Source organism: Shewanella livingstonensis, assembly GCF_003855395.1.
In the GTDB taxonomy this organism is placed as follows: domain Bacteria; phylum Pseudomonadota; class Gammaproteobacteria; order Enterobacterales; family Shewanellaceae; genus Shewanella; species Shewanella livingstonensis.
The window spans coordinates 1,049,544-1,070,146 of sequence record NZ_CP034015.1 but is presented as its reverse complement, the minus strand read 5'-3'; the positions used below and the strand labels follow the sequence as shown (position 1 = coordinate 1,070,146).

The window sequence follows — 20,603 nt, the reverse complement described above, 5'->3', positions numbered from 1 at the left end:
AGACTCTGCCCAATCCTAAAAGTGTAAACACATTTCAAGACAGACTCTAACACGAAGCCCATACTTTACAGCATGGGCTTTTTATTCTGTGCGACAAATAAACCTATTCAACAACTTATAAGCCCGTCTGGCACTGCTCTTGATAGTTTATCATCGGCGATAAAATAGGCATCATACCCTTAAGTACTTGCAATGGCAGTGCGGAGGTAAAGCTAAAGTCGTCGGCTTTCTCCCCTGGTACAAACGCTGTTAAGGTACCAAAATGATGATCGCCTAAATAAAACACGAACGTTGCTGTACGGTTAATGGCGGTTGACGATACCTTACGACCATTGCGGATCTCAGTGGCAATACGGTTATCACCTGTACCGGTTTTTCCGCCCATAACCACAGGTTGACCATTATTATCCAGCAAGCTACCTTTGAGCCTTCTAGCGGTACCATTTTCGACCACATTGGCCAGCGCGCGTTTTAGTGCCCGAGCCACTTCCTGATGCATTACTCGTGTGACCATTTGTTTATTATTAGCCAAGGTCACTTCGTAAGGTGTGTCTTTGGCAAACTGTAATTCATCAATTCTAACGGTTGGATAGCGATAGCCATCATTTTGAATAATGCCCATTAACTCAGCGAGTGCAGCAGGTCTATCGCCCGAACTACCTAATGCCGAGCCCAAAGACGGCACCATGTATTCAAACGGATAACCCATTCTCACCCAACGCTGGTGAATACTTAAGAATGCTTCTACTTCTAACATGACTTGAATACGTACATCACGCGCATTTTGATGGCGCGTTCTAAACAGCCAACGATACACTTCTTGTAACTGTGGCTGCGCGTCTTCTAATACTTGAGTAAGGCCCGTTTCTGGGTAGTCATTTAAATAACGTAATACCCACAACTCTAGCGGATGCACCCGAGCAATATAGCCTTGGTCGGCCAAATTAAACTTTTCTTCGCCGTACTTATTATACAGCACGTTAATTTGTTTATCGGTAAAGGTTTTTGCTGGTAAGCGTTGAGCTAAAAACGCTTTTAACTCCATAACACCATCGTAGGGTTTTAAATAACGATAAACCGCAGTTAACTTATGCTCTTGTTGTTGAATGCCATCAAATAACACCTCAAGACGTTGCTCTGGAGCAAGTTGACGATATTTACGATAAAAGCGCTTTACAAACGAACTGCCCTCACGCTTAGCAAATGCTTTTAGGTATTCTTCACGGCGCGGATCTTTATCATTACGTAATAACTGCGACACACTGCCTTCGCTGTTATAACTGCTGCTATAATTAACAATGTCTTGCATTAAGCGCACAAATGGTAAGTTTATCGACTCTTGTAGAGCTTGATATAAGGTGGGTACACGGCTGTTTTCTTTTTTGTTAAAATTGTTAAACACATGCAGGCCACCTCCGGTAAAAAAGCGCTCTTCTGGTGAAGCGGAATATTCGCGCTGCAACGCAGCATCTAACATGCGGGTTAAATTACGGTCACGAGTGGTAATTAAATAATCGACCACCCAGCGGGTAATATGGTCTTTACGTTCCACATCCACTTGGCGTAAATCGGCTACCGTCATTGCCGAAAAGCGCTGTTGTAATTCGGCAATAATATCTAAATATGTCGCCAATACACGTAACTTAGCCGTTGAACCTAGCTCCAACTTACTGCCTTCGTTAATATCAAACGGCTGATCAATACTGTCGGTTTGAATCCGTACTCTATTGGCACTGTCGGTACTTTCGTAAAGTGTGAAACTGTATAACACTTTGTCTAACTGCTGAGCGGTCAACAAACGCTCACCTAATAAACCAATACGCTCAGCAGAGTTCACTTGAGCTAAGCTACGTAAGTAATCGCTAACTTGTTGTTGTAAATCACCATGGAAGGTACTGTTAATCGATAAATCGTAACGATCTAGGTCAAATAAGCTCAAATCGAGCATGCCCGCAGTGCGAATGCGTACAGCATTAACCCCTTTATTATTAGCGAGGTTAGTGCTTACCAACTTACTGGCATTAAACTGTAATGTTTGCTCTAGAGCAGACACCATTAATTTCGTTTCAATCAGGCCCTCACCGCCCAGTAACCGCAAATAGCTATCTACTAACGATTCTAAATCATCATGGCCTTGGCGTAAGTAATAAGATGGTCGACGTTGGGCAATCATTAATGCTACAACTTGTCGAAACACCTTGCCGCGCTCAGCGCCATTTTGCTGAGTATGACGGCTCAATAACAATTGGTTAGCGTGATTAAAGTCGGTTTTAAACCAGGCCCATAAACCATCACCAATACCATGGACTTCACCAAAACCAGGCGCGGATGATAATGGTACTGTGTTGAGATAATCCTGCACGATGCGTTGACGAGCGCCAACCGTGCTTTCACCTTGTTGATACACTCGCACAATGGCTGAACCAATTTGTAATAGCTTATCTTTAATGCTCAAGGTTAACCCATGGTTAGAATGCCTAAACTTTTCAATTTGAGTAGCTAAGGTACTGCCGCCCGCTTTAGACATGTCAGCCCCAAAAATACCGGCAACCTGGCTAGCGGCAGCTAACACAAACCGAGGCCAATCGACCACAGGGTTATATCTTGCTTCTGGACTCAGCATTTCACGGTTTTCGATAAACAATAAGGTGTTAATCACTTGGTCGGGGATTTTATCTTGGTCTTGATAAACACGTTTTGGATATGAAAAATCAAATACCGTCATGTCACGGCAATCTTTTATGGTTAAGCCTGATTGAGCTTTTTCATGATACGGCGGAAAAAAACCGATGTTAGTATATTCCATCAGCATTGGCGAAAACGCCACTTGCTGAGTAACCTGATACTTACGCTCAATTAAACGGGCTATTTTCTGCGGTAATTGACTATAACCATGGCGATCATCAAAGGGACCATATTTAGGGTAAATCACCGCATCACTGCGATAATCACGTAATTTATAGGTTAATTTAGTGGCATATTGATGCAGAAAATAAGATTGATAAAACGATGTGCGCACCTCAAACTCAACGAGGTAGGCCGTTGCTAACAATAATACAATGAATAACCAACCTGCTTTACTGCGACGCACCGGGGTCGGTTTGGCGGAAGATGTATTAGGCCGAAAATTATCAAACTCACTGTCTGTATGTGGACTAGACACAAACTCTCCATCTAACGCATAAAATCACAATAACGCACCATTTAACTTTTGGTTGAGATGTTCAATACATCGCGTAACTAATTGTGATAATTTTATCAGATGGGTAAAGCCATTAGATATAGACAAAATAACTAAATATTGTTTTTTAGGCCATTAAAGCTGTTATTGCCACAATATCGATATTTATAGATGCAAACATATTTCTAAGCCTGAGGATTTTTTGGAAAATAGCACTGCAACAACCACAATCTGTCCGCCATTACGATTAGGATTGGCCATGTGGTCACAAAATCAATGGCAACAAACAATCTATGGTAATAGCCAAGTGCATCGGCTCGCGCGCTATGCAGAGATATTTAATACTGTCGAAGGTAACACCACTTTTTACGCCACGCCGTCGTTACGAAATGTACAGAATTGGTATGCTGCAACCCATGACGAGTTTAAATTTACCTTCAAACTGCCCAAACACATTACCCACGAATTACAGCTACAACATGCTGGCCCAGCCTTACAACAATTTTTTACGGTAATGGAACCTCTGATTAACCGAACCGGGATATGGAAAATTCAACTCCCCGCAAGCTTTGGGCCGCAATCGTTACCACAATTAGCACAATTTTTAACCCAAGTACCTCAAGGGTTAACGTATGGCGTAGAAGTGCGTAACAGCGCTTTTTTTGCCAAAGGAGAAGCCGAGCAAGCCTTAAACCGTTTGCTTATAGACCATCACTGTAATCGTATCATTATGGATACTCGGCCTGTTTTTGCAGCACCTCCAACCACAGCAGCAGTGATAGATGCCCACCAGGAAAAGCCTAAAGTGCCAGTACATGCCATTGCAACCGCAAACAACCCGGTGGTGCGCTTTATTGGTCATCCACAAGCTGAAGAAAATGTACACTTTTTTCAAAACTGGCTCAAACAATTACCATTGTGGATTGCGCAAAATAAGCAACCCTATTTGTTTATTCACACGCCTGATAATCACTATGCGCCGCAACTAGCGGTTGATTTGTATCGTTTACTGCAACAGCAGATGGCACAAAGTACGTCAGCATTGACCGACATCAACCTATTACCTCAACAACACACCACAATTCAAATGGATTTTGATTTGTGACACTCACCGATATGACACCGGTAACCTCAAGTATGACACTGGTAACCTCAAGGATGGATAATAAACGTTTATCAAACCGCTCTCGGTCCTACTATTTTATGATATTATCTGCGCCGATCTAGCCTAGCCATACAGCGCGTTTATGTTGATAAAGGAACCACTATGAGTGAATCTGCTACCCGTCTAAATAAATACATCAGTGAGAGTGGTATTTGCTCACGTCGTGAAGCAGACCGCTATATCGAACAAGGTAATGTATTTATCAACGGTAAACGCGCCAAAATTGGTGATAGTGTTGAATTGGGCGATAAAGTTAAAGTAAATGGTCACGATATTGCCCCTCGAGATGAAGCTGATTTAGTGTTTATCGTACTTAATAAGCCTGTGGGTATTGTAAGTACCACCGAAAACACCGAACGCGATAATATTGTTGATTTTGTTAACCACAGCGAACGCGTATTTCCAATTGGTCGTTTAGACAAAGATTCGCAAGGATTAATCTTTCTCACTAGCAATGGTGACTTGGTCAACAAAATTCTTCGTGCGGGCAACAATCACGACAAAGAGTATGTGGTAACGGTCAACAAACCTATTACGGAAGCATTTTTACAGGGCATGCGAGCGGGTGTGCCTATGCTGGGTGTCATCACCAAAAAGTGTAAAGTTGAACAAGTTTCAACATTTGTATTTAAAATCATTTTAGTCCAAGGGCTTAACCGTCAAATTCGTCGCATGTGCGAACATTTCAACTTTGAAGTGACCAAGCTTGAACGTCAGTCCATTATGAATGTGTCGCTTAAAGGATTGCCTGTGGGAGAATGGCGTGATTTAGATGAGCAAGAGCTCAGCACCTTAATGAAGTTGATTGAACATTCCTCTTCAGAAGTCAAAAACGCACCCAAAAAAGCCAAGAAAAAACCGACACAAAGTTTACGAGATAAAATTGAAGGCCCAGAACACTTTATGCAAGGCAGAGGCGCTAAGCCCAAAAAGCCAGCGGTAAATAAAGGTAAAGTTAGCCATTCAAGAAAACCGAAACGCTGATATTAAATTTAATCATAAGCAGCTAAAATAACAGCACAAGTGATATATCATTTATGCTGTTGTTTAGACCGAAAAATTGTTACTTTACCGTATGCAGTAAGCTTATAATCCTGTAGGATTAGGTTTAGAATATTGTACAAGCAAAAGTAGCCAATAAAAATACAACGAAAACAAACGCTTACATATTTTAAGCTGTAAAGAGAGTTGAATAAAACTTACACTAAACAGCTTTTTTTTATTTATATGATATATGTTAGAATCTGTATATGTTTTCGACAAGACTCACTATAATGCTGTCGTAAAAACAGAGAAATGACAGCAACCGGATGCTGTATTTTTAAACAAGGAATGTGACATGTTCAGCAATAACCTTCTAATCGTAGATTTCCCTATTCAGCTTCATGGGCAATTTCAGCACCTTGCAAATTTAATTGAATTTAACTTAATTTCAACCAATGCTAGTAGCGCATTATCAGAACTATCTACCACATCAAATGAAGAAAATGGTACCACCATTATGATTCATTACCTTGAACATCCATTACAAGAAATTGGTTATTTATCGGCCGAATTATTTAAAAGCAACTTGCACATCGCATTCTGTCCAGCGTTAAATGTAGAATTAGAAGTTATCCTTATTTCATCGGGATTTCATGGTGCTATAAGTGTCGATGATGCTATTTCACATCAAATAGAATGTATCAAAAAAGTGCAAGATGGTGATATTAGCTTTGACCCTAAAGCCGTTTCTAAATACATCCTCCAAAGAAAGCGTATTCCTTCATCAGGTAATCGCGCCAAAATACTTGCCGTCACCACCAAAAAAGAACAACAAATTCTATCGCTTATACTGCATGGACTCACTAACGAAGAAATGGCCAAAGAGCTCAACATTTCCGTTAACACGGTCAAAATGCACGTGCAAAATATTTACAAAAAAACCAAAATCAAAAATCGCGGCCAATTATTTGCGTTTGCTGCCGGTTAACCATCTCTTTTAATCACACCAGCAATGTATCAGCGACACGCATTAAACTCACCTTCAATAGTGGGTTAGCCGCTGCATTGTAATGTATTACCTACTGCACAACTATTTAGTGAAAACGCAGTAACAATCTAATGTAAGGACACATTAATGCACCATAAAAGCATATTAGCCATATTAATCTCTGGCACACTCTTAGTCGGTTGCGGTTCATCTGACGACGATTCTAATACCGAAATCACGCAACCAGATTCAGGCACACCTCCCCCGATTACTACGCCACCAGTAGCATCAGAATACACTCACCAGGTAAACGGCCTTGCGGTATATCAAGGTGCATTATCTGGTGCAGCAGTTTGCGCTGATTTAAATAAAAACTTAGCCTGTGATAGTGATGAACCTTTTACTATTACAGATGTTGACGGTAACTACCAAATTGATTGGAAGAGCGAAGTCGAAACCCCAGACTATTATTTAGTGGCTAACTGGCAGGCGGCGACAGCAACACAAGCAATCCAAGCCCGCTCTTTAGCACTTAAGGTTAAAAATCCAACCACCCGCTCTGCGCCAAAATCTATCGTTAGTGACGCAGGAAAAGGCACTTTAATCGCTAGCCCACAGTACAATGGCGCGATTAATAACCTGACCCATATTAAACTCTCTCGGGTGATTGAGATGAAGAGTCAAAGTCTGTCTAACAGTGATATTAGTCAATTATCGGCTGAATTAGACACTCTATTGGCTATTTTGTATCAATTAGATGCAGACACCTTGTATTCTATTTCAGCGGAAACATCAGCCTCAGCTAACTTTATGCGCATAGACTATGCCATTGCTTATTTACAGCAAGTCATCGCGACTCAAATCCCAAACTTAATCGCTGCAGAAAAAATTCTTGCAGCTACTTATACTCAACTTTGGCAAATATTAAGTGATAGCGGCCTTTCTATCGAAGAGTTCTTCTCAGACGATATATTTACTTTAGCCGCAAATATACTCTTTAGTGATTCAGCTATCGCATTAGGATTTACAGAATTACCGATCGATTCACGTATTTTGTCACAAAACGATTGGGATGTTGTGCTAGGTAATATCATTAATGATAGCGGCTTTGCTAATACCTTATCGCTAGCGTTGCTGTCACAGTTCAGCACATTCTCACTAGAAAATGATGAGACAGGAAAGACTGTTATAGGATCAGCCTCTATTGACGGAATTGGGTATGTTACCGAATTCCCTAAAGATATAGGTGAACAAGAAATAGAAATAGAATGCTGGAACACAACCCATAACGGTTGGTATACCATTGCACCATTGCCGACGACTGAACCGTTTATAGATGGTAATAGTTACAAAACAGTGTATGAATCAACAGATGTTAATGTCACTATTAATGTAGAAAAAATACTCACACCAAGTGATAGCTGGAGCTCAATACTTAACATTATTCCTGATAGTCTTAAATTCAACACGCTAAATTGGCCACAAACATTATATTCTATAAACGTATCTCAAGAAGCTGATGTCATGTGTCGGGAAGTCAATAATTATGAAATCTACGACCTTCCTGATTACGAGACGGCTGATATGATCACAGTTGATGATATCGCTAGAGCACAATTTGATAGTTTATATCCAGAGTTTATCATCGTCGATGAGCAACAAAGTAAGATCACTCTGCTTGATATTAACCTGCAACCAGAAACGACATTTACAGTAGAACGCAGCATTAGCCCAAGTAATCAGCCATTAATTATTACAACTGAGGACGCTATAAATGACAAAGTTGCTGAGCACATTCTTCCGACATATTATTTAGTTGCAGATCAACAGTTAATTGAAGTCAATTTAAATAAAGCTTTCGACACGAAAGACGCAAACAATCAACTAATGATGACTTATGACAATTCAGAACGCTTTACCCAAATATTATACAATCATTTATTGTCACTAAAAACAACACCATAAGAGGCTTATTGCTTACTCGCAATGTAAAAAACCATTAGCAAAAGCTAATGGTTTTTTATCATCAAGCCACAAATATTAGCCTGCTTTAATCATATCGTTTTCTTTATCAATAAAACGACCAACAATCGCTAAGACTAAATCAAACGCACCATAGACAAAGGACCGTTCTGCTGCCATAAAAATGATGAATCCCTAATGCACTAGATATGCTAGATAGAATGACTGCTATAGCATACACCCCATCCAACTCAATAACCTGTTACTTATTAACAATCAACAAAGTAAACACTGCCAATATGTAAAGTGACATATTAGATACTGGCATTACAGCTCATCACCATCTTCTTCAGCTTCCATACGCTCAACATCTTGCTTGGTGTAACCCATGGCTTCGGTTATATAGCACATCTTCACCAGCTGAAACATTTGCACCAAACTACTTACCTGCCCTGCATGCATTTGTAAGTTTAATACAGCCATAGTGGCAGCCATTTCATCACCCGGCGTGACTGTACTGTTTAGCTCAGACAAAGATTGATTCTTAGCCGCAACCTCATTAATAAGGCGATTATACTCACTGACGTTTTCAGGTGTATAACAGGTAGAGGTTTCAGGTAACTGCGCTAAAAATTGCTCATACTCTTTGACAAATAACTTAGCTTGCACCAACGTCTGCTCGCCGAGTGCTTGTAACTCTGTAACCTTACCACTTTGAAATACTGCGGCAGCGTTACCAGACTCCATAAGTTGATTAAACTCTTGCATCAACACTAATTGCTTGTCGGATAAGACTTTTGCATCTTGGGCTATGGGTTTAGTTTTGGCTTCAAACGCATCAATAGCGCCTTGATTACTCGCCAATGCAGCAAAGCTCATTGTGGTAATGGCTGTAGTCATGGCCACCAGCAAGCTGGCTTTTTTTATCATATTCATCGATAACATCCTGTTAGTTGAGTTAAATAAATAAGTTAAATTATTCTAGTATTCAGCGTTTCAGATATGGCATTAACCAGCTGTGAATGGCATAGCTGTATTCTGTGGGTAATCTAAAAGCTAACCATTCGGCACCTAGTCGAGTCACTAAATACGTATTTCTAGTAATGTTTACTACGCCAATAATATCTGAACGTTTATAGGTTTTCTCTTTAAATGCACCATGTTTAATAATCAAAGTATCATTATAAATTCTGAGTTTTGTCCCTGCTGCGCGGTAAAGAAATACCCAAGAAAAAAAGCCAATCAGTAACGCTGATAAAGCATATTGAATAGGCAAGGATACATAGGGTGTAAAAACGGATTCAGAAAAGAATAATATAAATATCGAAATAAAAAATGATATGCCTATGGTACTCATCGCAAACAGCCAAAATCTTAATGATGTAAAAGGCATGCCGCCTACAGTCAGTTGCTGAAAGCCAGATTCGCGAACTAAACCACCTGTTGGAAGTGCAGTCGGCTTATGGTCTTTTAATAACCCTTTAGTACTAAATTTATGCCTTTTATGCTGAACAACTAATGCCAAATCGGTATCAAAGTGTTTTTCAAAAAACATCACGATATTGATCATGGTTGAAACATTTCTGATAGTGATATGCCATTCAGGGTAGCTATAAAACTTAAGCGCATAATGATGCATAACGCTTTCTTGACGATCAAAAAAAGCGTTAAATTCACCGGTAATAAAACCAGACATTTCGAGTAATGAAAGATTGCTATTAGTCACAATCTCTTTCTCTTTGGTAATACCGAACCAGGACTTTGTTTTCACCACCTCTTTACGGGTCGCATCAATCGTTAATCGGTTACGCTTAAACATAGGGAAGAATAAACAACTGCCGACAAGGGCTATAATGAGTGGCATGAATATCTCACCGGTATCTTGGTAGCCAAACCAACCTAAATAGATGACACCTGCCCCCATGGCGGCCATACCAATACCAAAAATAAAGTCGATAATACCACCAGTATCTTGCAGCACAATGCAATCATCTGTCTGCTTACAAATTTTATAACTCATAAATCCCTTTAATGTGCTTTAGGCATTAAAAAAGCAAAGCCCTATTATTAATAAATAGGGCTTGTTTACTTAGTTAAGGTTTTTGGACAAAGTACCAACGTTTATTCTCAAATTGCTCAAAAGAGCACGAACTACCGCGGTAACGCTTCATAACACCCGCTTGATATTTTATGCTTATGCTTTTAACTGGATGACCTTTATAAATTGATTCCCTGAGCTCATCATCTATCTCAAAAAAATCATATTCCGTTAATGGCTCTGCACCAAAACGTTTTAGGTGTCCATCTGGCCAATCTTTCTCAAGCATCGCCTCCATTTTTTTCATCGATTTAGGTAATAAATGAAAGAATAACTCAGGATCATTTTTCAGATAACTATTGACCATATAGCCTTTGCAGACGGCCTTTAGGTTCGCATCTGAGCCATCTTCAATTCCCGCGAAGCGCTCCAAGGCACTCGCTGAAATACTGAATAACATTATGCTACTGATGGTTATAAGGCTTACGATTAATCTCATATTAATCTCCATTTAAATAGTATTAGCTATCACTTTTACAATGAAGAAAATAAAAAACTCTAATATGACAATCTGTCATAGTCATTATGCTACTCATTTTTATTCTTATACCAAATAACGAATATAAAGCGAGTACAAGCCAAAGCCTGTCATGCCAAGTAGCGCGACAACTATTGGTATGAGTATGTAAAATCGCCACACCGCAGCTATTTTCGAAATTTGCGTCAACGTTGCACTATACCCGAGTTGGCACAGTGCAATAACAAATTGATTACTATCAAACGTTTGCCCTGCTAACACAATGCTTTCACCGTTACTCACATCAATGTTGACTCTAAATACAAAAGGTCGCCTATATTGCCTCCGGGTACTGTCACCATCGCCAGCTTTATACCAATTCCACTCAATATTGATTGATTTAATCGCAGATTTTTCTATCTGTCTAACTTGCTTGTCCTCAAAATATACTCTTGGAATAACAAGTGAATTTTCGCTGATAACAATTTCATTGGGAGATGATATACCCTGTGTATAGTGCTTATCGCAAATGAGCTTTCGCCTTACAGCAGATACCACTCCCCCAAATAGTGCAACCACGGTGGCCGCTACGATATTTTGGCTAGAATAAAGGATAAACAGAGCAACCATAAAACTGATATAGCTTGAAGCCCAGACTTGATGAAAGTATTGCCGAGGTAAAGGCAGCATAAACAGTGTGACGGGGTATTGTAATTTTATCGGGTCGTTAAATAACTTAATCCCAATAAAGGCTTTTACGGTATCTTGGTCGAGCGGAACTGAACTAAAGGTTGGCCAATCTTTACGGCTAACGCTATCAAATTGACCTACAACATTAATCCCCTGCGACATTAACTCTTTTCGACATTGTTGCACCAATGCGGGCAACTTATGTAGCTTCACTTTTAACGATATTGATATCGGTTCAGGTAATTGAGCTTGTTCACTCTCTTTAACATGCAAAATCACTTTATAAGTATTATGCACTTCTTTTAACTCAATATTTTTTATTATTGAGTACTCAACATCTTGTTGTTGAAGGGAATAAATGGATTTCCCCCCTAACTTGAAACCATGGAACTGTGTTAACACCTTACGTGAGGCATCAAAACACCATCGACATTGATAACTAAAAGCTATCAACATCAACAATATACTGAACATTAAACGCCCGACAGTTTCAGCCGAAAAAGAAAAAACACTTACCGCTAACACCACATAAACTAGATTAAAGCATATAAAAATCCACTTTATTTTTTCAACGGCTGACACTATTGAAAATGATGACGCAGTAATCAATAACGTCCCTGTTAACTTGTTAAACATCCTATCCCTTAATCGACTTCACTTTTTCATTTTGCTGAAGAGCTTATTAATATTCTTAATGTTAACGAGCTCGTAGCTTCCAATGATTACCTTCTAAGCGGGTAAATGTACAACCTGAGTTGCCATGGCCTTTGCCATTATTGTATGAATATATGTAATCGACACCAGCAAAATTTTGGTCTTCTAAGTTCACTATGACAATGCTTTCCAATGTATAAGCCTCTTCACCGACTTCTCGCTCATACTTCTTTACGTAAGTAGAGAAACCTTTAGCTAAATGAGGGTGCTCATGCAATGACGGATCGATAAACGTTTTGAACAACTCAATATCGTTGGTTTTTAGTATTTCCCTGTAAATCTTACATTTATCAAGAAAAATATTATCAGTATTACTATTCGCAACAAAATTATAATTACTATCGTCTGCATATGATTCATATGACAAGCTAACTAACAAAGCCAATATTAGCGACTTAACGACAATATTCATGATTATTCTTCCTTGATTAACAAGCACCTAATGACAAATCAGAACATCACTTATCATTACTATTTAGAAAGTAAGCATCATAAGTAATGTGGATATGGTTACCATTTATTATACATTTACTATGATCTAACTGTTTAATCTTATTACGAACAGATAACATTGTTCAACCACTAGTCAGTGGATTATCTTTGGTTGTACCTCATTAATCTCAACAATTTACATATCATTTTATGTTCATATTAACGATTTATTCTGTTCTACATCCATCAACATACACTACAGGGAGTTGATATGTTAATGGCCAATAACTTTGGGTGGCATGTTTTAACTTCGACGTTTAATGCTGGTGTAATCAGAAGTTTCTGGAGTTGCTGCCATCTTGGCACGAATTGGGTTTAAATCCACATAAGCCATACAGGCTAATACTGCGGCTTCATCAAGCAGTGCTTGGGACTTAAAACGCCTTCCCACAAATTTATCGGGAATAAATTTGAACAGCTTTAGCTGACCCGGAGGGTGAGTGCCATGGATGGCAGCGAATAAAATCGCCCAGTGCACTTGTCTTCTTTATTGGCCATTCGAGCGATTGGCTCACTCAAGGAGCGCATAAACCAGCTGATATCAATTAAGCGTTTACGGTATTCAGTAATGCATTCATTAACCGTTTGAAGCTCAAATGAGTTTAGGTCCTCACCTTTAACAAATTTTTGTGTCAGTAATGTACCTTTAAAGCCTTTGTGCCATTGAATTAACAATTCTTTATCTGACCACCGCTTGGCTTTATCAGCATCCACTTTAATCACCACATGGAAATGGTTACTCCCTGTGTAGTGGCATAGTTATTTTGGCCACCTAAATAGAGGTGATATTATTGCCTCGTAGATAACTTTAGGTGAACACATGAGATCGACAACCAGAAAAACATTTAGCGCTGAATTCAAACTTGAAGCAGCCCAATTAGTCCTCGATAAAAACCACACAATCATTCAAGCTGCAAAAGCCATGAACGTGGGTAAATCGACTATGGACAAATGGGTTAGGCAGTTAAAACTAGAACGCCAAGGTGGCACTCCCAAAGCCTCTCCGATGACCCCTGAACAAATTGAAATCCGTGAGTTGAAGAAACACATAGCACGTATTGAGGAGCATAACCTTATCCTAAAAAAGGCTACAGCTCTCTTGATGTCAGACTCGATGAACAATTTGCGCTAATCAGCCAACTCAAGCAGAGCCACTCTATTCTTACAATTTGTAATGCATTCAAAGTGCATCGAAGTAGCTATAAATATTGGCTAAAAAGAAAAGACCATATCGATGCTGATTTTACAATTTTATGCAGTGAAGTGAAGGCCGCGCATCGTATTAGTAATGGCTCTGCCGGTGCTCGAACGATAGCGCTATTAGTGACTAACAAAGGGATTAAACTCAGTCGTTATCGAGCTCGTAATCTCATGCTAAAGCTTGGGTTAGTGAGTTGTCAGCAGCCTAAGCATGCTTATAGGAAAGCTGCACAAGAGCATGTCGCTATCCCGAATACGCTTAATCGGCAGTTTGCCGTAACTCAACCGGATAAAGTGTGGTGTGGCGATGTAACGTATGTTTGGGTCGGTAATCGTTGGGCATATTTAGCGGTTGTTCTAGGGGCTGTTGATCTTTGTTCGCTTTTTATTCACTGAAATAAATTTGTACAATTTTACTTAAGTGAATACTTGAATAACGAGCTATTTCTCCCATTTACAATTGGTATTTAAAGGTTATTTTGATTAAAAAACTAGTTTTGTTCGAATTTCATACAAAGATCAACACGCCCTAGACTTATTTTCCCGCAAACCTGTTGGGTGGGCTTTGTCATTGTCGCCTGACAGCGAGCTGACCTCTAAAGCCTTGAAAATGGCATTTGAGTTAAGAGGGGAACCTGAGAATGTGATATATCACAGCGACCAAGGTTCACATTACACAAGCTTGAAGTTCAGACAGTTATTATGGCGTCTTCAGATTGAGCAAAGCATGAGTCGACGCGGGAATTGTTGGGATAACGCACCAATGGAGCGTTTCTTTAGAAGTTTGAAATCTGAATGGGTACCCGCAAGTGGCTATGTGAATTTTACAGAAGCAGATAAAGCGATCACAAATTACATCACTGGATATTACAGTGAAACTAGACCCCATCAATATAATGGTGGGTTAACGCCAAATGAGTCAGAACGTTTATATTGGAATGACTCTAAAACCGTGGCCAATATTACTTGACCACTATACTGTTCATTACAAAGAATGCGTAAGCACAGATATCTATGGCAAAGATGGTTGCCAATTCAAGAATACAAGAATCAACCCACTCACGCCGATGCTCAAAGTTTTCACCCGTTAAATGATCAATACCACACAGAAAAGCCTTACGGACTAATCGCGAACAGCAGTGACTACTCTTTATTTGCAGGAGAAGGTGTGTCATCTAAGCTAACAATTGTCTGTCTTGGTCTGGCCATCTTCAAATACCATTTAGGAAGGGTAAATAAAGCGTAGGTTATTGCTTGATATTTAGCCAGCAATCATGGATGGCCATGTTATTGATAAGAATGAGAATGTTGTATAGAAAACTAAGGCGAAAAAGCCTTCGGTGAGCAGAGTATTATCTTGACTCACCGGGAGCGTCTATATATGGCCATGTTAATTTTCGATTTGCGCAATTATTGTCAAACAATTAAATCGTCATAATTTGTGAGATAAGCAACACTATATATAACAGAAACATCCCACCTAAAAATGTCAGTGGCATTGGATAACGATAACTGATTTTGGGAGAGTAACGCTGCTGTATGTATTCGACAATTTCAGGTAATGAGACGAGGTTTACCCGAGACAAATTAACAACTTCGCCATTGTTTAACACTAGATGTGCATGGGTATATATCTCGCCTCTTGCTGGCGAGTTAAAAATAGCGCCGGGTTTAACATAGCGGTAAATATGATAAAAACGTTGGATACGAATTTCTTTAACCCGACTAAATGACACGTATCCCGTCGAATGCTGGCTAATCGGTAATTCTATGGCATCTTTTGTTAAGGTCGCTTTAAAACCTGTTTTAAAATGGATAATAAAATGGCTAACGAGAATGACGGCTAATGCAGTAAACGTCGCCTCCAACACATATTGATAATAATCCAATGCAAATAACCCCAATGGGATGCCCACTAAGCAAATCACAAATAGCGCCCAAGTGTAGTTAGATAAGGGCCACACAATTCTATTTAATGTTACAACGACCTTATGCTGTTCTGTTAATTTGTCTGATAAAGAGGAAGTATTGTTAAATTTTCGGAGCTTCTTTGCTAACCAAGGCATATAAAAATCGCTGTAATTTTGTATTTAAAAATATAAAAACGACTAACAAATGTTAGTCGTTTTAGTTTTTTATTACCTAAAGTCTAAATTGCGTTTAACATAAACCACTCATTTGACTCTTTTTCTAGACCAAATATACATTCATAGCTTACGGGTCGATCCTCTTTAGAAAACTTAACATGAGTTAGAATTGAGCGTTGCTCAACAATATTAAATCCCGCATGCTTGCTGTCGCTAGCTGGATTAGGTAGCTCGTTAGTGTCGACGACAGACACGCTATCAACAGCCCCTTTTTCTGCAATTCTTCTAGCGTGTTTGACTTGCCTTTTTTTATGAAAATCAACAAATTTAGGATTACTTCTGGTTTTAGGGTAATAATATTGCAATAACGAGTCTAGCTCCCCTGCTAACTTGTAGTTTACAATGTTAACGCACCTTTTTTGCAAATCTTCATCAAACTTAGCCTCTGCAACGCTGCTATTGAGTAATAAACATACCACTATAAAAAATAATTTATTCAACGTAATGTCCTTTTCATGTTAATCAATTACTGCTTGCATAATGTTGCCAAATACTTGCTGGCTTGGTTTAATTTCTGATTGTGCACAATTAGAAATTATTTTACCTGCGCTAGCCGATACCCTTATGTTCCATCTTGCTTGATCACCTTGATTTGTCAATAATGTTTTTGCAGTTACAGGACTACCATTAAGTATTTCAACATTATCAGAAAAACAGACATAATATGTACCTCTTTCATCAGGAATGTCATTTGCAGTCATCAAAACTTCATACTCACCTGGTGCTAAAGATTGAAATAATTCAATATCTCGTTGTCCTGCTTGTGACATTTGAACAGATTTACCTGCAACAAACAAAGTGAATATATCATCCTGCTCATTACCGTTATCACCAAACCTAGCTGTAATACCACTTTCTTGTACTATCACAGGATAGCTATTTTTAGATGATCTACCATTTACAGATAAGGTAACATCACCAGAGACAGCACCATCAGGCACAATAACTCGCAAGCTATTGATGTTAGCAGATACAATTTTAGCTTGTAGCCTTCCTGAGTTACCTTGAAAAGTAACAAGGTTTTCAGGAATTGAACGACTAAAACCAGCACCTGAAATTAAAATGCTATCTCCACGGAATACTTCATCAGGTTCAATATTGGCTATTTGAATACCGTCAACAAATTGAATTTCCTTAGGTGTTGGCTTCGAATCAGATACTTCGACATAGACTTTTAAAGGCCCGACAGCATTAAGTAGCTTATCTTTTTTAATATAAACAAAATCGATAGCTGAACCATCAGAGACTAAGTTTTGTCCGTTCGTTGTAAAATCTAATAGGGTGTCATCATCAGTTAAATCGTCTGTTCCTTTAGTATCTATAACTGAAACTTCAGGATATATTTTGTTACCGTAAACCCAAAGAGATAAAAAGCCACGCCCTTCAATAATAAGGTTTACATCACTTGTAATTGTACTTTTATCTATAGCTGCGGGATAAACTGAGTCGATTCGAACTGGCCATTGCGCCGTAAAGCTCACGACACTGGGTACTCTCATGAGATCGCCGGTAACATTTAATAGTTTATTTGCTAAATTAACGCCCTTTAACGCATCGTTAATCGCTTGTATTAGAATAATCGCTTCACCAACCACTGGAAGCGCTAATGGTGCAAGATACTGGGCTAATTTATTTCTAACGGCTGTCATTAAAGAACTTGAGCCTACTTTTTGAGCGATAATGACACTTAATTGACTTGCTGGCCCATTAGACATGATATCGTCTCTAAGAAGCCAAAAAAATTTCCCTAAGACCTCTGCAGTGTCTTTTGACTGCGATAGGTCAACAGCATTAATAAATATTGGATAAGCTTCTGTCAATACTTTTTGTACCCAAACTCTGTCTTCATACAAATTATTTCTATCGATGACGTAACCAATCGCAGGTAAAATAACCTGTTCAACCGCGGTTTTAAAAATTAGTGCGTTTCTTGCCTGCTCACCTGCACTAGTACTTGGATAAGGTCCGCGTATTCCAGGTGTTATAACTTCAATATCACAATTATTATAATTACACTGGGGGAAATACTTCGTTTGGGAAATATTCAAAATCCCCCAATGCTGAGGACCGATGACATTACCATCGATACTTGAAGTGACATGCGGTATCAACACATCATTCTCATACTCTTCGCCCATTTTTTTAAATCGACTACTCAAAAAAAGTGCGGTATCATTTTCAACACCAAAATTACCATCAAATACATCATCCGCGAACCCATCCCATACTTCTGATGGTATAATTTCTATATCTCCATCAGTATCAACCCAATCGGCTTCAATTAAAGGTTTGTATGCTCCTTCTGGTACTCTAGCTTTGCTTGACTTTGACGAAGTTGGCTTACTATTCTCTGAACTTGGGAATGTTATTTCTATCGAAGACTTTACAGCTTTAACAGCAGCACTTTCAAGTTCATTGTACTCAGCAGCTTTATTTTCAGAAAACTTAGGATTTGTTAAATTAGCTTCTATAAAATTTGCTAACAATTGTATTTCAGCGATCTCAGACAAATTATCATAAAATGCCTCCCAGCTAGATGTAGGTACTAAATTCTTTGCACCGGCCATATACCATGAAAGTGATTTTGCTGAATTTAAAGCCGAAATTTCATATTTAAGTTTCCCACCAAAAGCTGCTTGATATAAATATGGCCAACTATCGTTACCATCTTCATAACTGATAATTATGATATCGTGCCCGCTACCTACTAGTACTTGTGAGGTTAATGCACTATTAAATTTGTAACTAACACCTGTTGGGGAGCGAAGTGATTCAATTATTAGACTTTCATAGTCAATAACGACATTGTCTGGCATCAATAAGTCAAGTGATATTTGATTTCCAATTTTAATCTCTCTTTGATTACTTTCTCCATAACTCGTTTTCACACTTACCATAACTGATGGTGGTAGATTCTCTGGCAAGGTAAAGTTTAAGTTTGTAGGCGTGTTAATAGAAGGTAATATTTCTTCATCATTAATATAAACTAATGTGTCTTCATTAAAGTTCACACCCGACAAATCAACTGTCTGACCTTCTTTATAATACTCACCAGACATTGAGTTAATAATAGGGATGTTAGAGTTAGAATATTTAACATCAACAACATTTGAACGAACACCATCAGAGTAAAAATATAAGCTACTTGCGTTTTTAGGCATTAAAAAAACACCCTCATCGCCTCCGGACATTTTAATGTTGACAGGTGAAACACCAGGACCCATATTAAATACAAGGTAACCACTTTGATTAAGGTTAGTTCCATTTAACATATGCGGCTCAAATGCTATATTAATATTATCTATAGATTGTCCGTTATATAAGTATGAAATAGATAGAATATCTTTATAGCCCACTTGATTAGGCAAAACCGAAACTACACTTTCTTTGGGATTAGAATCATTTATATCTAATAACCCATCAGCATCATCATCTACATCTATATAGTCATAATCACCATCGATGTCTTGATCTAATGGACTTAAAATATTATCACCAACTTCTATAGCATCTGAAATACCATTCCCATCAGAGTCTAAGTCTACAAATGCCGCGAAACCATCTCTTTCATAGTCTTTGTTATTCTCGATACGATCTATAATCCCATCGCCATCACTATCAAGGTCTAGCCAGTTTGGAGTTCCGTCATTGTCACGATCATGTGAGAATACATCACCATACTCGTAAACATAAAACTCGTCACCATCAATGATTTGATCTTCATCTGAATCTTGTATTTTACTTGAAAGACCAAATGCTGATTCGATGTTATCATCAATTAAATCTACATCTACATCATCGAACACATGTATATCATAGTTAAAGTCAGGCTTACCACTTGCTTCAGAATCACCTACCACCAGATAATAAGCCCCTGATTTAGTCAATGTAAAACTTACCGCATTACGAACTAGACCGACAGGATTGTAACTACTTTTATACATTTGTAATGACTCCCCCTTAGAATCAAAAATCGTTACATAAGGAGAAAACTCTTTACTATCAGACTTAAGCACTACTGTTATATCTTTACGCTCATTAACATGAAATTTGTAAAGATCAAGATCTTGATTCTCTTGGACGACACCACTAACTCTGAAAGGAACGCCTCCATTTACGATGTTAGCAACTGCTAGATTATTATTAAACTCTTCTTCATAAACCAATTCGTATTCAGACTTATCTGCATCAAACGGATAATCATCTTGCTCATCTGGCACACCATCACCATCTTCATCCTTGTTTTCCCAGGTACCGACAAAATCGACTGGATCGGTTGGGTCAACAGGATCAGTTGGATCTATAGGATCCGTTGGGTCTACAGGATCTACAGGATCTACAGGTGTGGGCACGACAACGCCAACGCCTTCACCTTCCTCTAATTCACTATTACAACCACTCATTCCTACGCTAGCAGCTAATAAAATAGCTAACCAAAGTGCATTATGTTTCATTGAATATATCCCTATATAAATCCATTTTTTCAATTTTTATTGACTGTTATGTCAAGTTCATCTTTATTTCA

At 38.7% G+C, this 20,603-nt stretch carries 13 protein-coding genes and 3 pseudogenes; 5 read left to right on the top strand and 11 right to left on the bottom strand.

Annotation, left to right across the window (positions count from 1 at the left end):
• Positions 1 to 115: 115 nt before the first annotated feature.
• On the bottom strand, positions 116 to 3,163 hold the full coding sequence (locus EGC82_RS04660; RefSeq protein WP_124729725.1) for a transglycosylase domain-containing protein: 3,048 nt from the start codon (positions 3,161 to 3,163) through the stop codon (positions 116 to 118).
• Positions 3,164 to 3,440: 277 nt separating this feature from the next.
• Here EGC82_RS04660 and EGC82_RS04655 point away from each other — a divergent pair, with 277 nt between their 5' ends.
• The 4 genes from EGC82_RS04655 to EGC82_RS04640 all read left to right on the top strand — a co-directional run bounded on the left by EGC82_RS04655 (position 3,441) and on the right by EGC82_RS04640 (position 8,283).
• Positions 3,441 to 4,286, top strand: coding sequence for a DUF72 domain-containing protein (locus EGC82_RS04655; protein WP_124729724.1), 846 nt, complete (start codon positions 3,441 to 3,443; stop codon positions 4,284 to 4,286).
• Positions 4,287 to 4,448: 162 nt separating this feature from the next.
• On the top strand, positions 4,449 to 5,330 hold the full coding sequence (rluF, locus tag EGC82_RS04650; protein WP_124729723.1) for a 23S rRNA pseudouridine(2604) synthase RluF: 882 nt from the start codon (positions 4,449 to 4,451) through the stop codon (positions 5,328 to 5,330).
• Positions 5,331 to 5,685: 355 nt separating this feature from the next.
• On the top strand, positions 5,686 to 6,318 hold the full coding sequence (locus tag EGC82_RS04645; protein ID WP_124729722.1) for a response regulator transcription factor: 633 nt from the start codon (positions 5,686 to 5,688) through the stop codon (positions 6,316 to 6,318).
• A 147-nt stretch (positions 6,319 to 6,465) separates the two neighbouring features.
• Positions 6,466 to 8,283 carry a hypothetical protein gene (locus EGC82_RS04640; protein ID WP_124729721.1) on the top strand — a complete coding sequence of 606 codons (1,818 nt, stop codon included), beginning with the start codon at positions 6,466 to 6,468 and terminating at the stop codon, positions 8,281 to 8,283.
• Positions 8,284 to 8,607: 324 nt separating this feature from the next.
• Here EGC82_RS04640 and EGC82_RS04635 read toward each other — a convergent pair whose 3' ends face one another.
• The 6 genes and pseudogenes from EGC82_RS04635 to EGC82_RS21455 form a co-directional block, all read right to left on the bottom strand.
• Positions 8,608 to 9,216 carry a hypothetical protein gene (locus EGC82_RS04635; protein WP_124729720.1) on the bottom strand — a complete coding sequence of 203 codons (609 nt, stop codon included), beginning with the start codon at positions 9,214 to 9,216 and terminating at the stop codon, positions 8,608 to 8,610.
• Positions 9,217 to 9,268: 52 nt separating this feature from the next.
• On the bottom strand, positions 9,269 to 10,300 hold the full coding sequence (locus EGC82_RS04630; protein ID WP_124729719.1) for a hypothetical protein: 1,032 nt from the start codon (positions 10,298 to 10,300) through the stop codon (positions 9,269 to 9,271).
• Positions 10,301 to 10,373: 73 nt separating this feature from the next.
• On the bottom strand, positions 10,374 to 10,817 hold the full coding sequence (locus EGC82_RS04625; RefSeq protein ID WP_124729718.1) for a hypothetical protein: 444 nt from the start codon (positions 10,815 to 10,817) through the stop codon (positions 10,374 to 10,376).
• A 105-nt stretch (positions 10,818 to 10,922) separates the two neighbouring features.
• Entirely contained in the window at positions 10,923 to 12,161 is a 1,239-nt protein-coding gene (locus EGC82_RS04620) for a hypothetical protein (RefSeq protein ID WP_124729717.1), read from the bottom strand.
• Positions 12,162 to 12,222: 61 nt separating this feature from the next.
• A complete protein-coding gene (locus EGC82_RS04615) occupies positions 12,223 to 12,651 on the bottom strand; it encodes a hypothetical protein (RefSeq protein ID WP_124729716.1) in 429 nt (142 codons plus the stop codon).
• Positions 12,652 to 12,981: 330 nt separating this feature from the next.
• Positions 12,982 to 13,457 (bottom strand): annotated as a pseudogene (locus EGC82_RS21455) (transposase); the annotation flags it as partial.
• Between the two features lie 94 nt (positions 13,458 to 13,551).
• Here EGC82_RS21455 and EGC82_RS21835 point away from each other — a divergent pair.
• Positions 13,552 to 14,901: pseudogene (locus EGC82_RS21835) on the top strand (IS3 family transposase).
• Positions 14,902 to 14,926: 25 nt separating this feature from the next.
• Here EGC82_RS21835 and EGC82_RS21450 read toward each other — a convergent pair.
• The 4 genes and pseudogenes from EGC82_RS21450 to EGC82_RS04575 form a co-directional block, all read right to left on the bottom strand.
• A pseudogene (locus EGC82_RS21450) lies at positions 14,927 to 15,140 on the bottom strand (transposase); the annotation flags it as partial.
• A 215-nt stretch (positions 15,141 to 15,355) separates the two neighbouring features.
• Positions 15,356 to 15,859: a hypothetical protein gene (locus tag EGC82_RS04585; protein WP_124729714.1), complete on the bottom strand. Its 504-nt coding sequence runs from the start codon at positions 15,857 to 15,859 to the stop codon at positions 15,356 to 15,358.
• Positions 15,860 to 16,080: 221 nt separating this feature from the next.
• Positions 16,081 to 16,518: a hypothetical protein gene (locus EGC82_RS04580; RefSeq protein ID WP_124729713.1), complete on the bottom strand. Its 438-nt coding sequence runs from the start codon at positions 16,516 to 16,518 to the stop codon at positions 16,081 to 16,083.
• A gap of 18 nt (positions 16,519 to 16,536) precedes the next feature.
• A complete protein-coding gene (locus EGC82_RS04575) occupies positions 16,537 to 20,532 on the bottom strand; it encodes an IPT/TIG domain-containing protein (protein WP_124729712.1) in 3,996 nt (1,331 codons plus the stop codon).
• Between the last annotated feature and the right edge of the window lie 71 nt (positions 20,533 to 20,603).

What these genes read in the sequence shown, in the direction of transcription:
- EGC82_RS04615 (WP_124729716.1), bottom strand. Translation starts at nt 12,651, where the DNA reads ATGAATATTGTCGTTAAGTCGCTAATATTGGCTTTGTTAGTTAGCTTG.
- EGC82_RS04645 (WP_124729722.1), top strand. Translation starts at nt 5,686, where the DNA reads ATGTTCAGCAATAACCTTCTAATCGTAGATTTCCCTATTCAGCTTCAT.
- rluF (WP_124729723.1), top strand. Translation starts at nt 4,449, where the DNA reads ATGAGTGAATCTGCTACCCGTCTAAATAAATACATCAGTGAGAGTGGT.
- EGC82_RS04625 (WP_124729718.1), bottom strand. Translation starts at nt 10,817, where the DNA reads ATGAGATTAATCGTAAGCCTTATAACCATCAGTAGCATAATGTTATTC.
- EGC82_RS04575 (WP_124729712.1), bottom strand. Translation starts at nt 20,532, where the DNA reads ATGAAACATAATGCACTTTGGTTAGCTATTTTATTAGCTGCTAGCGTA.
- EGC82_RS04635 (WP_124729720.1), bottom strand. Translation starts at nt 9,216, where the DNA reads ATGAATATGATAAAAAAAGCCAGCTTGCTGGTGGCCATGACTACAGCC.
- EGC82_RS04630 (WP_124729719.1), bottom strand. Translation starts at nt 10,300, where the DNA reads ATGAGTTATAAAATTTGTAAGCAGACAGATGATTGCATTGTGCTGCAA.
- EGC82_RS04655 (WP_124729724.1), top strand. Translation starts at nt 3,441, where the DNA reads ATGTGGTCACAAAATCAATGGCAACAAACAATCTATGGTAATAGCCAA.
- EGC82_RS04620 (WP_124729717.1), bottom strand. Translation starts at nt 12,161, where the DNA reads ATGTTTAACAAGTTAACAGGGACGTTATTGATTACTGCGTCATCATTT.
- EGC82_RS04640 (WP_124729721.1), top strand. Translation starts at nt 6,466, where the DNA reads ATGCACCATAAAAGCATATTAGCCATATTAATCTCTGGCACACTCTTA.